The 16,288-nt window shown below is 69.5% G+C and carries 18 protein-coding genes; 6 read left to right on the top strand and 12 right to left on the bottom strand.

Going from position 1 to position 16,288, the window contains the following annotated elements; translation table 11 throughout:
- Positions 1-2: 2 nt before the first annotated feature.
- The 11 genes from ACQP06_RS19650 to ACQP06_RS19600 form a co-directional block, all read right to left on the bottom strand.
- Complete coding sequence (locus ACQP06_RS19650) at positions 3-122, bottom strand: DUF6893 family small protein (RefSeq protein ID WP_379277310.1); 120 nt, start codon at positions 120-122, stop codon at positions 3-5.
- A complete protein-coding gene (locus ACQP06_RS19645; RefSeq protein WP_433665986.1) occupies positions 110-1,495 on the bottom strand; it encodes a hypothetical protein in 1,386 nt (461 codons plus the stop codon). Before ACQP06_RS19645 ends, ACQP06_RS19650 begins: the two co-directional genes overlap by 13 nt.
- Positions 1,492-2,142 carry a DUF6084 family protein gene (locus ACQP06_RS19640; RefSeq protein WP_433665985.1) on the bottom strand — a complete coding sequence of 217 codons (651 nt, stop codon included), beginning with the start codon at positions 2,140-2,142 and terminating at the stop codon, positions 1,492-1,494. The genes ACQP06_RS19645 and ACQP06_RS19640 overlap by 4 nt, the downstream gene beginning before the upstream one ends.
- Entirely contained in the window at positions 2,139-2,783 is a 645-nt protein-coding gene (locus ACQP06_RS19635) for a DUF5947 family protein (RefSeq protein WP_433665984.1), read from the bottom strand. The genes ACQP06_RS19640 and ACQP06_RS19635 overlap by 4 nt, the downstream gene beginning before the upstream one ends.
- Positions 2,780-3,679, bottom strand: coding sequence for a NifU family protein (locus ACQP06_RS19630; RefSeq protein ID WP_433665983.1), 900 nt, complete (start codon positions 3,677-3,679; stop codon positions 2,780-2,782). Before ACQP06_RS19630 ends, ACQP06_RS19635 begins: the two co-directional genes overlap by 4 nt.
- A 30-nt stretch (positions 3,680-3,709) precedes the next feature.
- On the bottom strand, positions 3,710-5,506 hold the full coding sequence (locus tag ACQP06_RS19625) for a nickel-dependent hydrogenase large subunit (protein WP_433665982.1): 1,797 nt from the start codon (positions 5,504-5,506) through the stop codon (positions 3,710-3,712).
- A 10-nt stretch (positions 5,507-5,516) separates the two neighbouring features.
- On the bottom strand, positions 5,517-6,572 hold the full coding sequence (locus ACQP06_RS19620) for a hydrogenase expression protein HypE (protein ID WP_433665981.1): 1,056 nt from the start codon (positions 6,570-6,572) through the stop codon (positions 5,517-5,519).
- A gap of 88 nt (positions 6,573-6,660) precedes the next feature.
- On the bottom strand, positions 6,661-7,515 hold the full coding sequence (hypB, locus tag ACQP06_RS19615) for a hydrogenase nickel incorporation protein HypB (RefSeq protein WP_433665980.1): 855 nt from the start codon (positions 7,513-7,515) through the stop codon (positions 6,661-6,663).
- Positions 7,473-7,847, bottom strand: coding sequence for a hydrogenase maturation nickel metallochaperone HypA (locus ACQP06_RS19610; RefSeq protein WP_433665979.1), 375 nt, complete (start codon positions 7,845-7,847; stop codon positions 7,473-7,475). The genes hypB and ACQP06_RS19610 overlap by 43 nt, the downstream gene beginning before the upstream one ends.
- A gap of 35 nt (positions 7,848-7,882) precedes the next feature.
- On the bottom strand, positions 7,883-8,992 hold the full coding sequence (locus ACQP06_RS19605) for a HoxN/HupN/NixA family nickel/cobalt transporter (RefSeq protein ID WP_433673370.1): 1,110 nt from the start codon (positions 8,990-8,992) through the stop codon (positions 7,883-7,885).
- A 133-nt stretch (positions 8,993-9,125) separates the two neighbouring features.
- Entirely contained in the window at positions 9,126-10,079 is a 954-nt protein-coding gene (locus tag ACQP06_RS19600; protein WP_433665978.1) for an SDR family NAD(P)-dependent oxidoreductase, read from the bottom strand.
- A 145-nt stretch (positions 10,080-10,224) separates the two neighbouring features.
- Here ACQP06_RS19600 and ACQP06_RS19595 point away from each other — a divergent pair, with 145 nt between their 5' ends.
- Genes ACQP06_RS19595 through ACQP06_RS19570 form a run of 6 tightly spaced genes read left to right on the top strand, consistent with a single transcriptional unit; the run spans position 10,225 to position 15,436 of the window.
- Entirely contained in the window at positions 10,225-10,815 is a 591-nt protein-coding gene (locus ACQP06_RS19595) for a lipocalin family protein (RefSeq protein WP_433665977.1), read from the top strand.
- A complete protein-coding gene (locus ACQP06_RS19590; protein ID WP_433665976.1) occupies positions 10,803-12,146 on the top strand; it encodes an NAD(P)/FAD-dependent oxidoreductase in 1,344 nt (447 codons plus the stop codon). The genes ACQP06_RS19595 and ACQP06_RS19590 overlap by 13 nt, the downstream gene beginning before the upstream one ends.
- On the top strand, positions 12,143-12,868 hold the full coding sequence (locus ACQP06_RS19585) for a DUF1365 domain-containing protein (RefSeq protein ID WP_433665975.1): 726 nt from the start codon (positions 12,143-12,145) through the stop codon (positions 12,866-12,868). Before ACQP06_RS19590 ends, ACQP06_RS19585 begins: the two co-directional genes overlap by 4 nt.
- Entirely contained in the window at positions 12,865-14,151 is a 1,287-nt protein-coding gene (locus tag ACQP06_RS19580; protein WP_433665974.1) for a class I SAM-dependent methyltransferase, read from the top strand. Before ACQP06_RS19585 ends, ACQP06_RS19580 begins: the two co-directional genes overlap by 4 nt.
- Positions 14,148-14,561, top strand: a complete 414-nt coding sequence (locus ACQP06_RS19575) for a hypothetical protein (RefSeq protein ID WP_433665973.1) — start codon at positions 14,148-14,150, stop codon at positions 14,559-14,561. The genes ACQP06_RS19580 and ACQP06_RS19575 overlap by 4 nt, the downstream gene beginning before the upstream one ends.
- On the top strand, positions 14,558-15,436 hold the full coding sequence (locus ACQP06_RS19570; RefSeq protein ID WP_433665972.1) for a MerR family transcriptional regulator: 879 nt from the start codon (positions 14,558-14,560) through the stop codon (positions 15,434-15,436). Before ACQP06_RS19575 ends, ACQP06_RS19570 begins: the two co-directional genes overlap by 4 nt.
- Here the strand turns inward: ACQP06_RS19570 and ACQP06_RS19565 are convergent.
- Positions 15,414-16,274 carry a MerR family transcriptional regulator gene (locus ACQP06_RS19565; protein WP_433665971.1) on the bottom strand — a complete coding sequence of 287 codons (861 nt, stop codon included), beginning with the start codon at positions 16,272-16,274 and terminating at the stop codon, positions 15,414-15,416. The genes ACQP06_RS19570 and ACQP06_RS19565 overlap by 23 nt on opposite strands.
- Between the last annotated feature and the right edge of the window lie 14 nt (positions 16,275-16,288).

Below are 16,288 nucleotides of genomic sequence, written 5' to 3'. Positions count from 1 at the left end.
CGCTACATGTGCCGGATTCGCAAGTATCGGCGCACATCCGGTATCGACCGGATGCCGACCGCTGCCACCAACAGCGCTGCCAGGGCCACGAGCACGACGGCGATCACACCTACGATTTCCATGGCGGGATTCCTTTCTCGATCGGTTCGACTTCGTCGGGCGCGAAATACAGGTAGCGGCCGTACCATTCGTGCATCTCGGCGGCGGGATCGTCCTCGACGACCACCGCCAGGTGGAGCTGCCCGTCGACGTCCTCGTGCACCGAGGCGACGCGCGCGGTGCGGCCCGCGTAGAACAGGTCCTGCGCGTCGGCGCGGCGGGAGGGATGCAACCGCACCCGGCTGCCCCGGGCGACGGGCGTGCCGCCGATCACGACGGTGTCGGAGTCGGGGTCGACGGCGTTGTCGGACAACGGATCCCACCACGGGGTGTCCGGGTCGAGGGCGGGCAGGACGCGTGGCGATCCCGGTACGGCGTCCACGAGCTGGTTGTCGTCGCGCAGCAGGCTGTCGTCGCGGAGCAGTCCGTGCAGCCCCTGCATGCTCTCGGGTGTCATGGCCTCGCAGCGGTCGATCAGCTCGCCGGCGCGCGGATCGGTGGCCCGGGCCTGATCCTTCTCCTCGTCGGTGAGGGTGAGCACGCGCAAGGTCAGGATCTCGTCGATCTCGGTGGAATCGAACAGCGGACCGGCGCTCTGCTCGGCGATGCGGGGATGGTCGTAGAGAATGATCGGTGAGATCAGCAGCAGGTCCTCGGTGCCCTCGGGACCCGTGAGCACGGGGAAGCAGCGGCGCTGGGTGCAGGCCTCGGCCGCGTCGACGGCGTCCTCCGGCGGGTCGATCAGCGACAGGAAGACCCCGCCGCGCAGCTCGCAGAGCACGTGCGCGCCGAGGAAGGATCGGGTGACGGCGTCGTCCTTGTCGATCGCGGGGACACCGAGATTACGGACGGTGACACTGATCCGCTGATAGCGGCCGACCGGCTCGACGACGGTCTCGGCCAGACCGGTCAGGGTGCGGCGGGTGCGCACGAGGCTGCCGAAGGGGGTGCCGTCGTCGTCGGCGAAGTCCTCGATGTCCACCCCGCCGTCCACGTCGATGCGGAACGTGGTGTCCGACAACGGTCTCGGCCCCGAGTCGATCTCCTGCTCGACGGCCTCGTCCCAGCCGGTCCAGACTCGTGCGCCCGCGCGTAGTTCCGGCACCGTTTGCCCGGTGACGTCCTCGACGGTGCGGCGTTGCAGTTGCAGGAACCGGACGGTCAGGCGCAGGGTCGCGGCGGGGCCCGCGTCGACCAGGAACTGCGCGGCGAGCGCGGACTCCTCACCGAAGCCCGCCGCGTCCGCGCCCTCGGGACCCAGGACCCCGAATTGCCAGCGGGACTGGTTCTTTCGCGCGTTCGCGTGATACGGGTACAGCAGGTAGCCCTCGTACAGCACGGCATCGGCGACCGCCCGCGCCTGGTCGCGGACGCTGCCGGGCTCGTGCCCGCTCACGACGGCTCCCGCGACGGGGCCGACAGCAGTTCGGTGACCGCCTGGTCGTAGTCGAGGAATCCGTGCCCGGACTTGTAGGCGGTGAGGGCGTCGACGGTCTCGCGTCGCATCCGCACCCAGCCGGTGTCGGGGTAGTGGGTGTCCATCAGTTGCCGCCACACCGACACGGGCATGTTGAAGCGGTCGTCGCGATCCCACGGGATCTGCTGCACCGAGAAACCCGACGCGCCTTTGAAGAACACGGTCCCGCTGAACAGGAACAACAGCGGCACCGTCCCGTCCCGCAGGGCGTGCAGGTACTTCGATCCGGTCACCTCGAGGTCGTAGGTGCACGGCAGCGGCAGATCGACCTCGGCGCCGCCGGTGAAGCCGGGCACCGTCGTCGTGGTGTGCATCCACAGGAACGTTCGCTGGGTGTCGTGCCAGCGGTCGCGGGTGCCGAACAGGTCGAGCAGCCCGCTGCCCTCGGCCTCGGTGTAGGCGCGCCGATTGGGTTCGATGCGGACCTGGGCCCGTAAGGCGATGGCGTGCACCGGTTCCTCGCCGAGCGCGGCGATCCCGACGCGCGCCGACAGCGTCGGCCCGATGGCGTAGGGCTCGGGTTTGATGTCGAGCACCGCGAAGGTGATCGAGTAGGCGGGGCTCACGGCCGCCCACCGCCCCGGGCGAGAGCGCGGGCGTTCATGGTGGCGAAGAACTCGTCGATGTAGTGCCGGGCCTCGGAGCCGCCGTCGAATCCCTTCCACAGCAACCGCATTCGCCCGACGAACTCGTAGCAGGTGTCGATGGGCAGCAGCAGGCAGTCGCCGGGGCTCTCGCGGCCGGCGCTGCCGGGCATCCGGATCAGCAACGCTTCGACATCGTCGGCCAGCACGTCGAGCTCGGGATGGTTGCGCAACAGGTCCCGCCAGTGCTCGGGCGGCAATTCCGACTCGGTCGCGCCGGCCGGGCCCGGATAGAACGCGACCGTCCGGCCCTGCGCGGAATTCGCGAACAGGAACGCCAGACCCACCGGAATCTCGAGCGCGTCCCACTCGGCGGCCGTGATCGCGGTCTGCCCGAACGCCAGATACCGGTCCGGGACCGCGCGGTAGCGCAGCGCCGCCGCCGGCTCGGTGAACAGCAGATAGCAACTGGTGCAGACACATTGCAGGTGGCGGCTCTCCACATCGACCACATGCCGATGCGGCGCGCCGATGAGCTCGGCGCACATCTCGCAGCGCTCACCGGCCGGTCCGGGATCGGGCCGGTTCGCGAGTCGGCGCAGCACCGAGAACGAGGCGCTCATGCGGTGGGCTCCAGCGCGGGCACCGCCACCGTGGGCACGCCGTCGCGCAGCAGCACCGGCAGGGGCCGCAGGTGGCCCTCGCCGTCCAGCCGGTCCCCGGCGTGCACGGCGTCGTAGTGCGCCCGGCAGGACGGGCAGCGCAGCACGGCGTCGCCGACCGGGTACCCGGGCCGCCGATGCAGCTGGGCGCCGGTGAGCGAGCCGCCGCACGCCGGGCAGGTGTCGCGGTACACCAGCAGGTTGTCGCCGACGCGGCAGGCCAGCAGGGCCTGCCCGGCGACCTCGTATCCGGCGACCTCGCCCGGACGCAGTTCCGCCAGCTCGGGCACCGCGACCCAGTCGGCGGCGGGCGCGGCGTGCACCCGGGTGAACAGGGACTCGGCCGGAATCACGGCCGCGGTCGAATCGGTCTGCGCGGCAACGACTTCGATGCGCTCGATCTCCGGCGCCGCGGCACGGACGGCTTCCTCGACCGCCAGTTCCAGGGTCACCGAGGACGACGGGCAGCCGCGGCAACTGCCCGAGAGCTCCAGCCACACCACACCGTCCTCGACCCGGACCAGGCTGACATCGCCGCCGTGGGAGCCGAGATAGGGGCGGACGCTGTCGAGCGCGGCGCGCACCCGGGTGGGGACGTCGTCGGGATGCAGCCCGTGCACGATCAGCAGACTGGCCACCAGTTCATCCGCGGCCAGCCGCCGCACCGCGTCGTCGGCGAGCAATTCGACGATCCGGTGCAGCCCGGCGCCGTACAACTCGACGAGTTCACCGACGAGTTGTTCGGCGCGCTCGCGGGCGATCGGCCCGCCCGCGGAGCTCGCGTCGAGGAGGTCTTCGATCCGGTCGCCGGCGTGCCGCCAATGGTCGTCGCGCGCCGCCGGACGATCGTCTCCCATCGATGTCCCTCCTCACGGTCGGGGTCCTCGTCACTCGGTGACGGGCGTCTGGGTGGGGGAGTGCAGCAGGTCCAGCGACTTGCCACCGCCCAGATACATGTGCACGCCACACGGCAGGCACGGATCGAAACTGCGCACGGTGCGCATGATGTCGATCCCCTTGAAGTGCTCCCGGTCGTTCTCCTCGAAGATCGGCTGACCCTGCACCGCGTCCTCGTACGGACCCGGCGTGCCGAAGCTGTCGCGCGGGCTCGCGTTCCAGGGCGTCGGCGGGTACGGGTGATAGTTGGCGATCTTGCCGTCGCGGATCACCATGTGATGCGACAGCACCCCGCGGACCGCTTCGGTGAATCCGCATCCGATGCCCTCGTCGGGGACCTCGAACGCCTCCCAGGTCTTGGTCCGGCCCGCCCGGATCTCGACGAGCGCCTGCTCCGCGAAATGCAGGGCGCAGGCAGCAGCGTAGGCCTGGAAATAAGTGCGAGCCCGGTTCCGCTCGATGGTGTTCGAGCCGAAAGCCGGTATCTTCCACTCGAATTCGACCGGCCCGCGCAGGGCGGTCTTGGGCAGGTTGATCTGCACGCTGTGGCCGGTGGACTTCACGTAGCCGATGTCGACCAGCCCGGCCAGCGCGGTGGCCCACAGCCGGGCCAGCGGTCCGCCGCCGGTATCGAGGGCCAGATGGTCGGTGCCGTCGAACCAGCGCGGCGACATCACCCAGCTGTACTTGTCCTCCAGATCGCGTTTCTGCGGTTGAGGGTTGGTGTGCTGGTTCCACGGGTGCCGCCGGTCCACCGGATTGCCCAGCGGATCCTGGGTCACGAACATCTCCTGATCGGTCCAGTCCTCGTAATACGAACTGCCCAGCAGGATTCGGAGGCCGAGGTTGATGTCGACCAGCGAGGTGGTGAGGAGCTTGCCGTCCACGACCACGCCCGGTGAGACGAACATGTGCCGACCCCAGTCCTCCATGTCACGGTAGGAGAAGTTGCAGAACTCGGGGTCCTGGAAGGAGCCCCAGCAGCCGAGCAGCGTGCGCCGCAGACCGACCTTGTCGTAGCCGGGCAGGGCCTCGTAGAAGAAGTCGAACAGGTCGTCGTGCATGGGCACGACCTTCTTCATGAACTCCACGTACCGCATCAGCCGCGTCATGTAGTCGGTCATCAGCTGGATCGTCGCCACGGTTCCCACACCGCCGGGATACAGCGTCGACGGGTGGACATGACGTCCCTCCATGAGACAGAACATTTCTCGCGTGTACCGGCTGACCTGCAGCGCCTCCCGATAGAACTCGCCGGTGAAGGGATTGAGCGCGCGCATGATGTCGGCGACGGTGCGATAGCCGTGCGCGTCGGAGTGCGGCGCGGCGGTCTTCTCCGCCAGCGCGAGCACGCCGGGATTGGTCTCGGAGACCATCTTCTCGCAGAAGTCCACGCCGACCAGATTCTCCTGGAAGATATTGTGGTCGAACATGTATTCGGCGGCCTCGCCCAGATTCACGATCCATTCGCCGAGGTTCGGTGGCTTCACGCCGTAGGCCATGTTCTGGCAGTAGCACGAGCAGGTGGCGTGATTGTCCCCGCAGATGCCGCAGATGCGGCTGGTGATGAAGTGCGCGTCACGCGGATCCTTGCCGCGCATGAAGATGGAGTAGCCGCGGAAGATCGACGACGTGCTGTGGCATTCGACCACTTCGCGATTCGCGAAATCGATTTTGGTGTAAATGCCCAGACTGCCGACGATGCGGGTGATCGGATCCCACGCCATTTCCACGAGCGAATCGGGCTCGATGAGTTTGTGCGAGGGTTCCGGAATGATCTGAGTCATCGGAATTCTCCTACCAGGTGCGTCGCGCACCCGTCTCGAGCTCGGTGCCTCGATGCCGCCAGTGCGGCTCCTTGTCCACGGTGCGCGCCGTGATGTGGCGCAGGCTGCGGATCACCGATCCGTACAGTCCGGAGGCGGCGGAGGACAGCTTTCCGCCCGGTGGTTCGTCCATGAACGGCATGAACTTGTCCGGGAAACCGGGCATGGTGCAGCCGATGCAGATACCGCCCACATTCGGGCACCCGCCCACGCCGTTGAGCCAACCGCGCTTGGGAACATTGCATTTCACGACCGGACCCCAGCAGCCGAGTTTGACGATGCACTTCGGCGAACCGTATTCGTGCGCGAAATCGCCCTGCTCGTAATAGCCGGCCCGGTCGCAACCCTCGTGCACGGTCGCGCCGAAAAGCCATTTCGGGCGCAGCGCTTCGTCGAGTGGAATCATCGGCGCCTGGCCCGTCGCCATGTACAGCAGGTAGGTCAGAGTCTCGGAGAGATTGTCCGGCTGGATCGGGCAGCCCGGCACGCACACGATCGGGATCCCGGCCTTGCTCTTCCAGTCCCAGCCCAGATAGTCCGGGACGCCCATGGCTCCGGTCGGATTGCCCGCCATGGCGTGGATGCCGCCGTAGGTGGCGCAGGTGCCCACCGCCACGACCGCGGTTGCCTTGGGCGCCAAGCGATCCAGCCATTCGCTGGTGGTCATGGGCTGACCGGTCTCGGGATTGTTGCCGAACCCGCACCAGTAGCCCTCGGTGTGCAGTTGCTCGTTGGGAATGGAGCCCTCCACGACCAGCACGAACGGCTCGATTTCACCGCGGTCGGCCTTGAAGAACCATTCCAGGAAGTCATCGGCGCCCCCGGCGGGGCCACATTCGAAATCGATCAACGGCCAGTGGACGGCGACCTTCGGCAGTCCCGGAAGGGATCCGAGAGCGATCTCCTCGACACTGGGTTGGGTGGCGGCAGTCAACGCCACCGAGTCACCGTCACAACTGAGGCCTGCGTTGATCCACAGGACGTGGATCAGCGTCTCTTCGGCTTTGACTGCTTCGCCAGTTGGCATGAATGCCGCCCTTCAGAAGCTGGTGGCCACCTGCGTGGTTCCCATACAGCCCGGAATCGCGTCGAAATGTGACCCTGATCACGCCAGTCTATTCTCGGCGCAGACCTTCCTCAAGATCGCTGAGCAGCGCGGATGTCTGTTCGAACAGCCATTCGTACCACCTGTCCAGGCCCATTCCGGTCGTCGCGGACACCGTCAGCACATCGATGCCGGGATGGATGGAATTCGCGTACTCGCGGCACCGCTCCACATCGAAATCCACGTAGGGCAGCAGGTCCATTTTGTTGACCAGCACCAGCGAGGCGGCCGCGAACATGTGCGGATATTTCAACGGTTTGTCGGTGCCCTCGGTCACCGAGATGACGACGACTTTCGCGTGCTCGCCCAGGTCGAAAAGGGCGGGGCAGACCAGATTCCCGACGTTCTCGATGAACAGCAGCGTGCCGGGGGCCGGGGCGAGCGCCGTGAGGGCGGTGTCCATCATGGCGGCGTCCAGATGGCATCCGGCGCCGGTATTGACCTGGACCACCGGCCGCCCGGTCGCGCGGATGCGTTCGCCGTCGAGCATGGTCTCCTGATCGCCCTCGATCACCGCGATGGAGGTGTCGGCGAGGTCGCGCAGCGTGCGCTCGAGCAGGGTCGTCTTGCCCGAGCCGGGGGAGCTGGTCAGATTGATCGCCAGGATGGCCTGCTCGGCCAGCCGGCGCCGGACCGCTTGGGCCAGTGCGTCGTTCTTCGCCAGCACCTTCTGTTCGAGGGTGATCGTCTCGGTCGGCGCGAGGTGCACGTGCTCTCCGGGGCCGTGCCCGTGCACGTGGTCGCCCGCGTCGCCGTCGTGCCGGTGCGGATGACCGTGCTCGTGATCGTGCTCGTGTGAATGATGGTGGGGGACAACGGTGATCACGGCTGATCCGTCATCACCGCAGCCGCAGGTGGCGCACATTCCCGGCTCACCTCCAGGGACCGGATACGCAGCTCGCGCCCCGCGATGACTTCCACGTCGGCGCTGCCGCAGGGACACAACAGGATCGGATCGGCGACCTCGAAACGGTTGCCACAGGATCGACACGACGCACTGCCCGCGATCACCGCGATCTCGAGCCGCGCGCCCTCGGCCACGGTTCCCTCCGTGGCGATCTCGAAACAGAACTCCATCGCGGCGGGGATCACCGCGCACAGCACCCCGACCTCGACGGTCACACTGTGCACCCGCCGACCGGCCGCGTGTTCACACACCGCCTCGACCAGGCTGCTGGTTATCGCCATCTCGTGCACACGGGCCTCGATTCGACGATCGGAGAAGACCCACGCTACTCCCCGGCCTCGGGTGTGCGGGCGGTTCTCTCCACCCGGGCCGCACCGGCCCACCGCTGCTCGATGCGGCCGAAGCGCCACCCGGCCAGCGCGATCACCCAGACGCCGACGAAAACCCCGACGACCAGGCAGCCGAGCAGCGTCGAATCGATCCCGCCGGGGTCGGACCGCGCGCCGCGCAGGCTCAGCAGCTCGACCGTGCCCACGATCAGGGCGACCGCCACCGACAGCGCCGTCACGGTGAGGTTGTAGTAGACCTTGCGCAGCGGCTGCGCGAACGCCCAGCCGTAGGCGAAGTTCATGAAGGTGCCGTCGATGGTGTCGAGCAGACTCATGCCCGCCGCGAACAGCACCGGCAGGCACAGGATGGCGTACCAGGGCAGCCCGGCCGCCGCGCTGGTCCCGGCCAGCACCAGCAGCGCGACCTCGGTGGCGGTGTCGAAGCCCAGGCCGAACAGCAGGCCGATCGGGAACAGCTGCCACGGCCGGGAGATCGACTTCATCACCGGGCCCAGCAGCCGGGTCACGAACCCGCGCTCGGCGAGCCGGTCCTCCAGTTCGGCCTCGTCGAACCGGCCCGACCGCAACCCGCGCACCGACCGCAGAATCCCCGCCAGCACAACGAGATTGATGATCGCGATGAGGTAGAGGAAGCCGCCCACCACCGCGGCGCCGATCACGCCGGAGTAGTGGTGCAGCGCGGAGGAATCGTCGGCCACCGGACCGGCCACCGCTTTCACGCCCACCGACAGCAGCAGCGCCAGCCCGAACACCACGGCGGAATGCCCGAGCGAGAAGTACAGCCCGACCGACAACGGCCGCTGCCCGTCGTGCATGAGTTTTCGCGTGGTGTTGTCGATGGCGGCGATATGGTCGGCATCGAAGGCGTGCCGCAGGCCCAGCACATAGGCGGTGAGCCCGACCCCGAACCCGAGCGTCCGGTCACCGACGCTGAAATGTTGTGGGGCCACGAGTCCGATCAGCGTGCCCCAGCCGATCACATGCAACCCGACGACTACCGCGATGATCCCGGCCAGGCGGAGCCATTCCTGCCTGGTGATGGTGAACCGATCGGTCAGAAAGCCGATCGGGCCACGTCGCTGCACTGTCGACGCCACGGCTGACTCCCTGCGGCCCGGGTTCCTCGACCGTAGACTCCGCCGACCCCGCGCGGCAAGGCCACTGGACGTGGTCGGCACGGCGGAGTGAACTGTTTATGCATCGATAGCCTCGATGGTTTCACCGGGCGGGTAGGCCCGCCGCGGCAGCGCAGTACTGCCACACCTGCTCCCGGGCGGCGGCCGACGTGCGGGTCCGCGCCGGGTAGTGCTCCGGCCGGGCCCGGCGATCGTGCCAGAAACGCCCGGACGGCACGTCCATGGCCGCCAGCCAGACCGCGGTGTCCGCGCCTTGCTCGGGCGTGCGCAGCAGCGGTCCGGCCAGCCGTCGGAAGCGGGGCAGCGCCGACGAGATGCCGGGGGTGTCCACCCAGCCCGGGTGCATGCAATGCACGGAAATGCCTTGCGGTGCATACCGATCGGCGAGTATCGGGGTGAGGTCCACCTGGATGCGCTTCGAGCGCGCGTAGGCTGTCGCGCCGCGATAGGGGGTTGCCCGGTACTCGATGTCGCCGGGGTGCAGGGCCTGGGTGTACATGCCGCCGGAGGACACCAGGATCACCCGCGCCGCCGCCGAGCGGGATAGCAGTGGTGCGAGCGCCTCGGTCATCAGCAGAGGGCCGAGCACGTGGGTCGCCAGGCAGAGCTCGTGGCCCTGGGGGTTCTCGGTGCGCCGCGGCGGCAGCACTCCGGCGTTGTGGACCAGCACGTCGACGCGATCGACCTGCCGGGCCAGGTCGGCGGCGAATTCACGGACGGCCGCCAGGTCGGAGACATCGCAGTGCGCGACCGTGACCGTCGCGCCGGGCGCGGCCGCGGCGATCTCGGCCGCCGCGGCGGCGCCGCGCGCGCGGTCGCGCACGACCAGGGTGACCGCCGCGCCGATCTCCGCCAGCCCGGTCGCGATGGCCTTGCCGATCCCGGAGTTCGCGCCGGTGACCAGGGCGGTGCGGCCGCGGAGCGCATCAGCAGGGATGGGTGGCCACGACCCACGCCGCAGCCGGTGACCGAGGCGGCCGTAACCGAGTAGGACCGAGCGGTCCAGGAGGTCGTCGAGAACGTGCTGCGCGCTCATGCCGTCAACTCGCCTTTCGCTCGTCTCGCTCGATGTCGGGCGTCGATTCGGAAAGATGCATCGTTTTTGCATCGATTGAATGCTAGCATCGACAGCCTGGAGCCGGGAACAACCGACCGGCCCACGCCCAACCGGCGGAGGAACCATGCACACCAATCCATTGCGCGGCCGCCGATGGCTGCGCGCCGCGGCCGCGGCCGCGGTCCTGCCCGCCTGCTGGCCGTTCGCCGCCCGAGCCGCCGCCGCGCCTCCGGCGCCGGTGCCGACGCTCGAGGTGACCCGGTACACCGGAACCTGGCTGCAGCTCGCGGCGATCCCGCAGCCGTTCAATCTGGCCTGCGCGCGCGACACCCAGGCCGACTACACCCCCACACCGGACGGGCTGACCGTGCGGAACTCCTGCACCACCTGGCTCGGCACCCGCGACGAGATCACCGGAACCGCGCGCATCACCGATCCGGCCACCAATGCGCAACTGGGGGTGAGCTTCCGCGGCGAATCCGATCCGGCGACCAACTACATCGTCACCGCGCTGGATCCCGATTACCGCTGGTCGGTCGTCGTGAACCCCAGCCGCACAGCCGGTTTCGTACTCTCCCGCACGCCGGTGCCCGACGCCGGGCAGTGGAGCGCCATCCGGGCGGGCATCGACGCGGCCGGCATGGATCCCTGCCTGTTCCTGACCTCGCCGGTGACCGGAGGCTTCGACGGAATCGAGCCGCTGTGCGCGCGCTGACCGGGGCGGCCCGCCGCCGCGTCGCGGTGATCGGCAGCGGAGTGTCCGGCCTCACCGCCGCCTGGGTGCTGGCCCGCGACTGCGAAGTGGTGCTGTACGAGGCGGATTCGCGGCTCGGCGGCCATGCCCACACCCATCGGGTGCCCGTGCGCACGGACGGCTCCGGCGATCATCTCGGCGTGGACTCCGGGTTCATCGTGCACAACGACCGCACCTACCCGACGCTGCTGCGGTTGTTCGGCGAACTGGGCGTGCGCACACAGGAATCCGACATGTCGATGTCGGTGCGCTGCGACGGCTGCGGCCTGGAATACGCCGGCGCGAAGGGGCCGCGCGGACTGATTCCGGAACCCGCCGCCCTGCTGCGGCGGCCCTATCTGCGCATGCTCGGCGAGATCACGCGTTTCCACCGGCTGGCGCGGGCCGAATTGGCCACCGGCGCGGGCGAACCACGCACCCTGGGCGAGTTCCTCGCGGACTGTGCTTTCACGCCCTACTTCACGGCGCATTTCATGGTGCCGCTGGTGGCGGCGGTCTGGTCCTGTCCGCCACGGCTGGCCTTGCGCTATCCGGCGCGCTATCTGTTCACGTTCCTCGACCATCACGGCATGCTCACCGTGTTCGGATCGCCCACCTGGCGCACCGTCGCCGGCGGCTCGGCGAGCTATGTGCGGGCCGTGGCCGCTCGGCTGCACGAGGTGCGCGCCGGGGTTCCGGTCCGCTCGGTGCACCGTGGCGCGCACACGGTCGGGGTGCGCGACGACGCCGACGAGGTGGAGTTCTTCGACGCCGCGGTCATCGCCACGCACCCGGAACAGGCGCTGCGCCTGCTGGATTCGCCGACGATCGCCGAGTCGCACATCCTCGGCGGGCTGCCCTATACGGCCAATCGGGTGCTGCTGCACACCGATGATTCGGTGCTGCCCCGGCGGTCCGGAGCGCGCGCCTCGTGGAACTATCGCCTGCCCCACTGCGCCGCGACCCCGGAGCGAGTCCAGGTCAGCTACGACCTGACCCGGCTCCAACGCCTGCCCGACGGTCCGGGCGATCGGCGGTTCCTGGCCACCCTTGGCGACGACGGCCGGGTGGCACCCGAGACCGTGCTCGCGACCATGGACTACGAACATCCCCAGTACACACCCGAATCCATGACCGCACGCCGTCGGCTCGCCGAAATCGGGGACCACACAGTGGCTTTCGCCGGGGCGTACCACGGCTGGGGATTCCACGAGGACGGCGCGCTCTCAGGGCTGCGCGCCGCCGAACGTATCGGCGGCCGGTGGCACGTGAGCCCATCGACTCCAGCCGCCGCCATTCGGGAACCGTCATGACCCGGGCGAGGCTGGCGCGCACCGTCATTCACCACACGCGACTGGAACCGGTGCGGCACGCCTTCACCTATCGCAGTTACAGCTGGCTGGTCGACCTGGACGAACTGCCCGAACTATCGTGGCCGTGGCGCTGGTTCGCGAGCTTCCGTGCTCGCGACCACCTCGGCGCCCCCGATGCCACCCTGCGCGCGAACGTGATCGACTACCTGGCCGCCGCCGGGATCGAACTGGGCGACGGACGCATTCTCATGCTCGCCAACGCACGAATCCTCGGATACGTCTTCAATCCCCTCACCGTCTACTGGTGCCACGACGCGAACGGCACACTGCGCTGGGTGATCGCCGAGGTCCACAACACCTACGGCCAGCGGCACCGCTACCTGGTGCCCGCGCAGCCGGAAGCGATGGTGCCCAAGGAGTTCTACGTCTCCCCGTTCACTCCGGCCGCCGGTCGATACCGGCTGCGGGCTCCGGAACCCACGGATCGGGTCCGGGTGGCGATCACCCTGGAAGGAGCCGACGGCCGCGCCGTATTCGCCGGGACCGTCAGCGGGCGGGTGGTTCCCGCGAACGGGCGCACCCTGGCCCGGGTGCTGGCAGCGCACCCGCTCGAAACGCTGCGGGTGAGCGCCCTCATCCGCTGGCAAGGCCTGCGGCTGTGGCGCAGGGGCCTGCCCATCACTCCCCGCCCGTCCGCTGTCTCCCGGGAGGTCCTGACATGAGACGATCCTCGTTCGCGCCGCCGCCCATCCTCCCCGGCGCGCACCGAATCGCACCGCCGCCGGTGCCGATCGGGGTGCGGTCCGGACTCGGCCGCCCAATCGTCCTGGCCCTGTTCGAGCGTGCGGCGCAACGCCTTCCGCTGCGGATCGAGCTGCCCGGCGGCGAATGGTGGGGCGGCGCGCTCGACGATCCCGCCGCGGCGCGGCTGACGCTCCACGATCCCGACGCCTTCGCCCGGCGGATCGCGGACTCCGGTCTCATCGGGTTCGGCGAGGCGTACATGGCCGGGGAGTGGAGCGCCCCGGATCTGCCCGCGGTGTTGACCGTGCTCGCCACCGACATCCGCGCCCTGGTGCCCCGGCCGCTGCACGTGTTCCGGCCACTGCTGCTCCCGCGACACCCGCGGGCGACCAGGGCGACCGCTGAGGGTGCCCGCAGCAACGCGGCCCACCATTACGACCTGTCCAACGACTTCTTCGCGGCCTTCCTGGACGAGACCCTGACCTATTCGGCGGCGCTATTCGAACGCCTGGAACCAGCACCGACCTGGGACGATCTCGCCTCGGCGCAGCATCGCAAGATCGATCGGCTGCTGGACGACGCCGGGGTCGGGCCGGGCAGCACCGTGCTCGAAATCGGCACCGGCTGGGGCGAATTGGCGCTGCGGGCGGCACGCAGGGGCGCGACGGTCCGGTCGCTCACCCTGTCCTCCGAGCAGCAGCGTCACGCCCGGCAGCGGATCGCGGCCGCCGGGCTGACCGACCGGGTAACGATCGAGCTGCTCGACTACCGTCGCGTCGACGGTCGCTACGACGCCGTGGTGTCGGTGGAGATGATCGAGGCGGTCGGATACGACTACCTGCCCGGCTACCTGGCCACCCTCGAACGGGTGCTCGCGCCCGGCGGGCGCATCGCCCTACAGGTCATCACCATGCCCCACGACCGCCTGCGGGCCGCGCGGCGAACGCACACCTGGATCCAGGAGTACATCTTCCCGGGCGGATTCCTGCCCTCGGAAACCCTGCTGGACCAGCTCCTTTCGGTGCATACCGGCCTGCGGATCACACATCGCCGCAGTCTGGGCCACCACTACGAGCACACGCTGCGACTGTGGCTGGATCGATTCACCGCCGCCGCCCACCACGTCGCCGAGCTGGGATTCGACGAGGTCTTCCAGCGGATGTGGCGGTTGTACCTGGCCTACTCCGAGGCCGGATTCCGCTCGGACTACCTCGACGTCGTACACCTTGTGCTATGCGAGCGGGACGGCGGCGCACGATGAATCCGACCACGCCCACCCGGATCCTCGGCGCGGCGACGGCCGCCTACGGACTCGCCGTCGCGCTGCGGCCCGAGATCCTGTTGCGGCCCACGGGTTTGGGCACCGGTCTCGAATCGGAGCCGAGAGCCGCGGCACGGCTGATCGCCCTGCGCGACCTGGCCTCGGGCGTGTCGATGGTGGTGACCTCCGATCCGCGGGCACGGCGCACCGCGATGGCCGTGCGTGTCGCTTCGGACGCTGCCGACACCCTGGTGTTCGCCTACGCCCTGCGCGGAAGGCCCGAACGGGTGAAAACGCTGGCGGTGACCGGCGGTTGGGGAGTGTTGTGCGCGGCCGGCGCGCTCCACGAGTGGCGTCGAGGCCGTGGGCAGCGTCACCGGATCGCGGCGCATGGTGCGGTGCGGACGTGACGTCCGGGCCGGGCGGGACGCAGCCGGGCGCGGTGGCCGAGTTCACCGTGGGCGCGGTCGCGCGGCGGGTGGGCGTTCCCGTCGCGACCCTGCGCAGCTGGAATCGGCGTTACGGCATCGGCCCGCAGCGGCATCGGCCCGGAGAGCACCGGTCCTACACCTCGACGGACCTGGCGATGGTCACCCGCATGGTCGAGTTGGTCCGGGCCGGCGCGAGTCCCGGCAGTGCCGCGCGGGCCGCTCGGGCCGTCGCCGAACCCGCCCCGCGCCGCGGCGATGTCGGGCCGGTGCTGGCCGCGGCGGAGAGCATGGATGTGGCCCGATTGCTGACGCTGCTGTCGGCCCACGTGGCCCATCACGGGGTGGGCGACACCTGGAATCTGTTGTGCCGCCCCGCCTTCGCGGAGATCGTCGATCGCCAGCGCCGCGGCGAGGGCTATATCGAGGTCGAGCACCTGCTGTCCTGGGCGTCCACGACGAGCCTGCACCGGGCGGTTCCGGCGGTGGCCCACGCGGCGGGGGAGCCGCGAATCGTGTTGGCCTGCACCGCCGGAGAGCAGCATGTGCTGCCGCTCGAAGTCCTGCGCGCGGCCTTGGCCGAGGGTGGAACCGCGGCGTTGCTGCTCGGTGCGTCGGTTCCGCCGGAGGCCCTCGAGCGCGCTCTGTCCCGGCGGGACCGCCCGGCCGCTGTGGTGCTGTGGTCGCAATCGCCGGGCACCGCGTCGCCCGCGTCGCTCCGGGTGGCCGCCGCCGGGGCCGGATCGGTGTTCGTCGCCGGGCCGGGCTGGGCACACACCGGCAGCGAGACCGGAGTCTCGCGATTGCGCTCGTTGGAGGAGGCGCTCGATGCGCTTACTGCGCCACGGACGCGCTGAGCAGTTCGACCGCTTCGGTGAGGTCGGTGAGCCGCCGGGCCGATTCGGGCAGGATGAGGGTGTCCCAGCCGGGACCGCCCACATAGACCATCGCCTGGGCGTCGGCACAGGCGCGGATCGCGGAGGTGAGGGCCGTCGCCTCTTGCTGCGACCACAGCACCACCGTGGCGGGCTCCGAGACGCGGGCCAGCGTGTCGGCCAGGGCCGCGGTCGGGACATCCGGCCCGAGCATGCGCGCCCCCACTTCTCGTTCGGCGAGCGCCGCGCGCAGCACTTCCAATGGCAGGGAATGGGTTTCACCGCCGGTGCAAGCGAGGATCAGCGGCGCGGACAGCCGGGCGGTGGCCGGCGGCACGGTCCGGTGCAGGGCCGCGACGATGCCCCACGACAGCAGATGTTCCACATCCACGCAGCCCTCGCCCGCGAGCTGGCGGCCGACGATGTTCGCGAAAGCCGGACGGCACAATCCATCCCAGGTGTCGACCACCCCGTACATGCGCAGGTGCTTCTCGACCAGATCGCAGACCACATCGGTGTCGAGATCGAAGGCCGCCGACACCAGCGCGGCCGCATCACCGTGGGACAGGGCCGAACCGCGGGCGGCCGCCGCCGCGCCGGCGGGCGTGGATCCGGCGCGGATCAGCTCTACCATCCGCGTCAGCAGTGCGATATCGCCTTCGGTGTAGAGCCGGTGGCGGCCGGGTCGATCCTGTGCGGGGCCGATGCCGTAGCGGCGGTTCCAGCTGCGCAGGGTCGCGGTCGGGATGCCGAGCCGTTCGGCCGCCGCGCGGACCGAGAAACCGGTCTGTTCGGGGGCGGATATCGGGCGGTGCGACATGCCTTGATTGTGCC

Origin of the sequence: Nocardia sp. CA-136227 (assembly GCF_050955695.1) — a bacterium.
Taxonomy (GTDB): domain Bacteria; phylum Actinomycetota; class Actinomycetes; order Mycobacteriales; family Mycobacteriaceae; genus Nocardia.
The sequence above is the reverse complement of the archived record's forward strand: the minus strand, read 5'-3'. Positions and strand labels throughout refer to the sequence as shown.

Excerpts from the sequence above, each read along its gene's own strand:
- ACQP06_RS19575 (WP_433665973.1), top strand. The coding sequence starts at position 14,148 with ATGAATCCGACCACGCCCACCCGGATCCTCGGCGCGGCGACGGCCGCC.
- ACQP06_RS19650 (WP_379277310.1), bottom strand. The coding sequence starts at position 122 with ATGGAAATCGTAGGTGTGATCGCCGTCGTGCTCGTGGCCCTGGCAGCG.
- ACQP06_RS19565 (WP_433665971.1), bottom strand. The coding sequence starts at position 16,274 with ATGTCGCACCGCCCGATATCCGCCCCCGAACAGACCGGTTTCTCGGTC.
- ACQP06_RS19595 (WP_433665977.1), top strand. The coding sequence starts at position 10,225 with ATGCACACCAATCCATTGCGCGGCCGCCGATGGCTGCGCGCCGCGGCC.
- ACQP06_RS19630 (WP_433665983.1), bottom strand. The coding sequence starts at position 3,679 with ATGGGAGACGATCGTCCGGCGGCGCGCGACGACCATTGGCGGCACGCC.
- ACQP06_RS19600 (WP_433665978.1), bottom strand. The coding sequence starts at position 10,079 with ATGAGCGCGCAGCACGTTCTCGACGACCTCCTGGACCGCTCGGTCCTA.
- ACQP06_RS19585 (WP_433665975.1), top strand. The coding sequence starts at position 12,143 with ATGACCCGGGCGAGGCTGGCGCGCACCGTCATTCACCACACGCGACTG.
- ACQP06_RS19620 (WP_433665981.1), bottom strand. The coding sequence starts at position 6,572 with ATGCCAACTGGCGAAGCAGTCAAAGCCGAAGAGACGCTGATCCACGTC.
- ACQP06_RS19625 (WP_433665982.1), bottom strand. The coding sequence starts at position 5,506 with ATGACTCAGATCATTCCGGAACCCTCGCACAAACTCATCGAGCCCGAT.
- hypB (WP_433665980.1), bottom strand. The coding sequence starts at position 7,515 with ATGTGCGCCACCTGCGGCTGCGGTGATGACGGATCAGCCGTGATCACC.
- ACQP06_RS19635 (WP_433665984.1), bottom strand. The coding sequence starts at position 2,783 with ATGAGCGCCTCGTTCTCGGTGCTGCGCCGACTCGCGAACCGGCCCGAT.
- ACQP06_RS19580 (WP_433665974.1), top strand. The coding sequence starts at position 12,865 with ATGAGACGATCCTCGTTCGCGCCGCCGCCCATCCTCCCCGGCGCGCAC.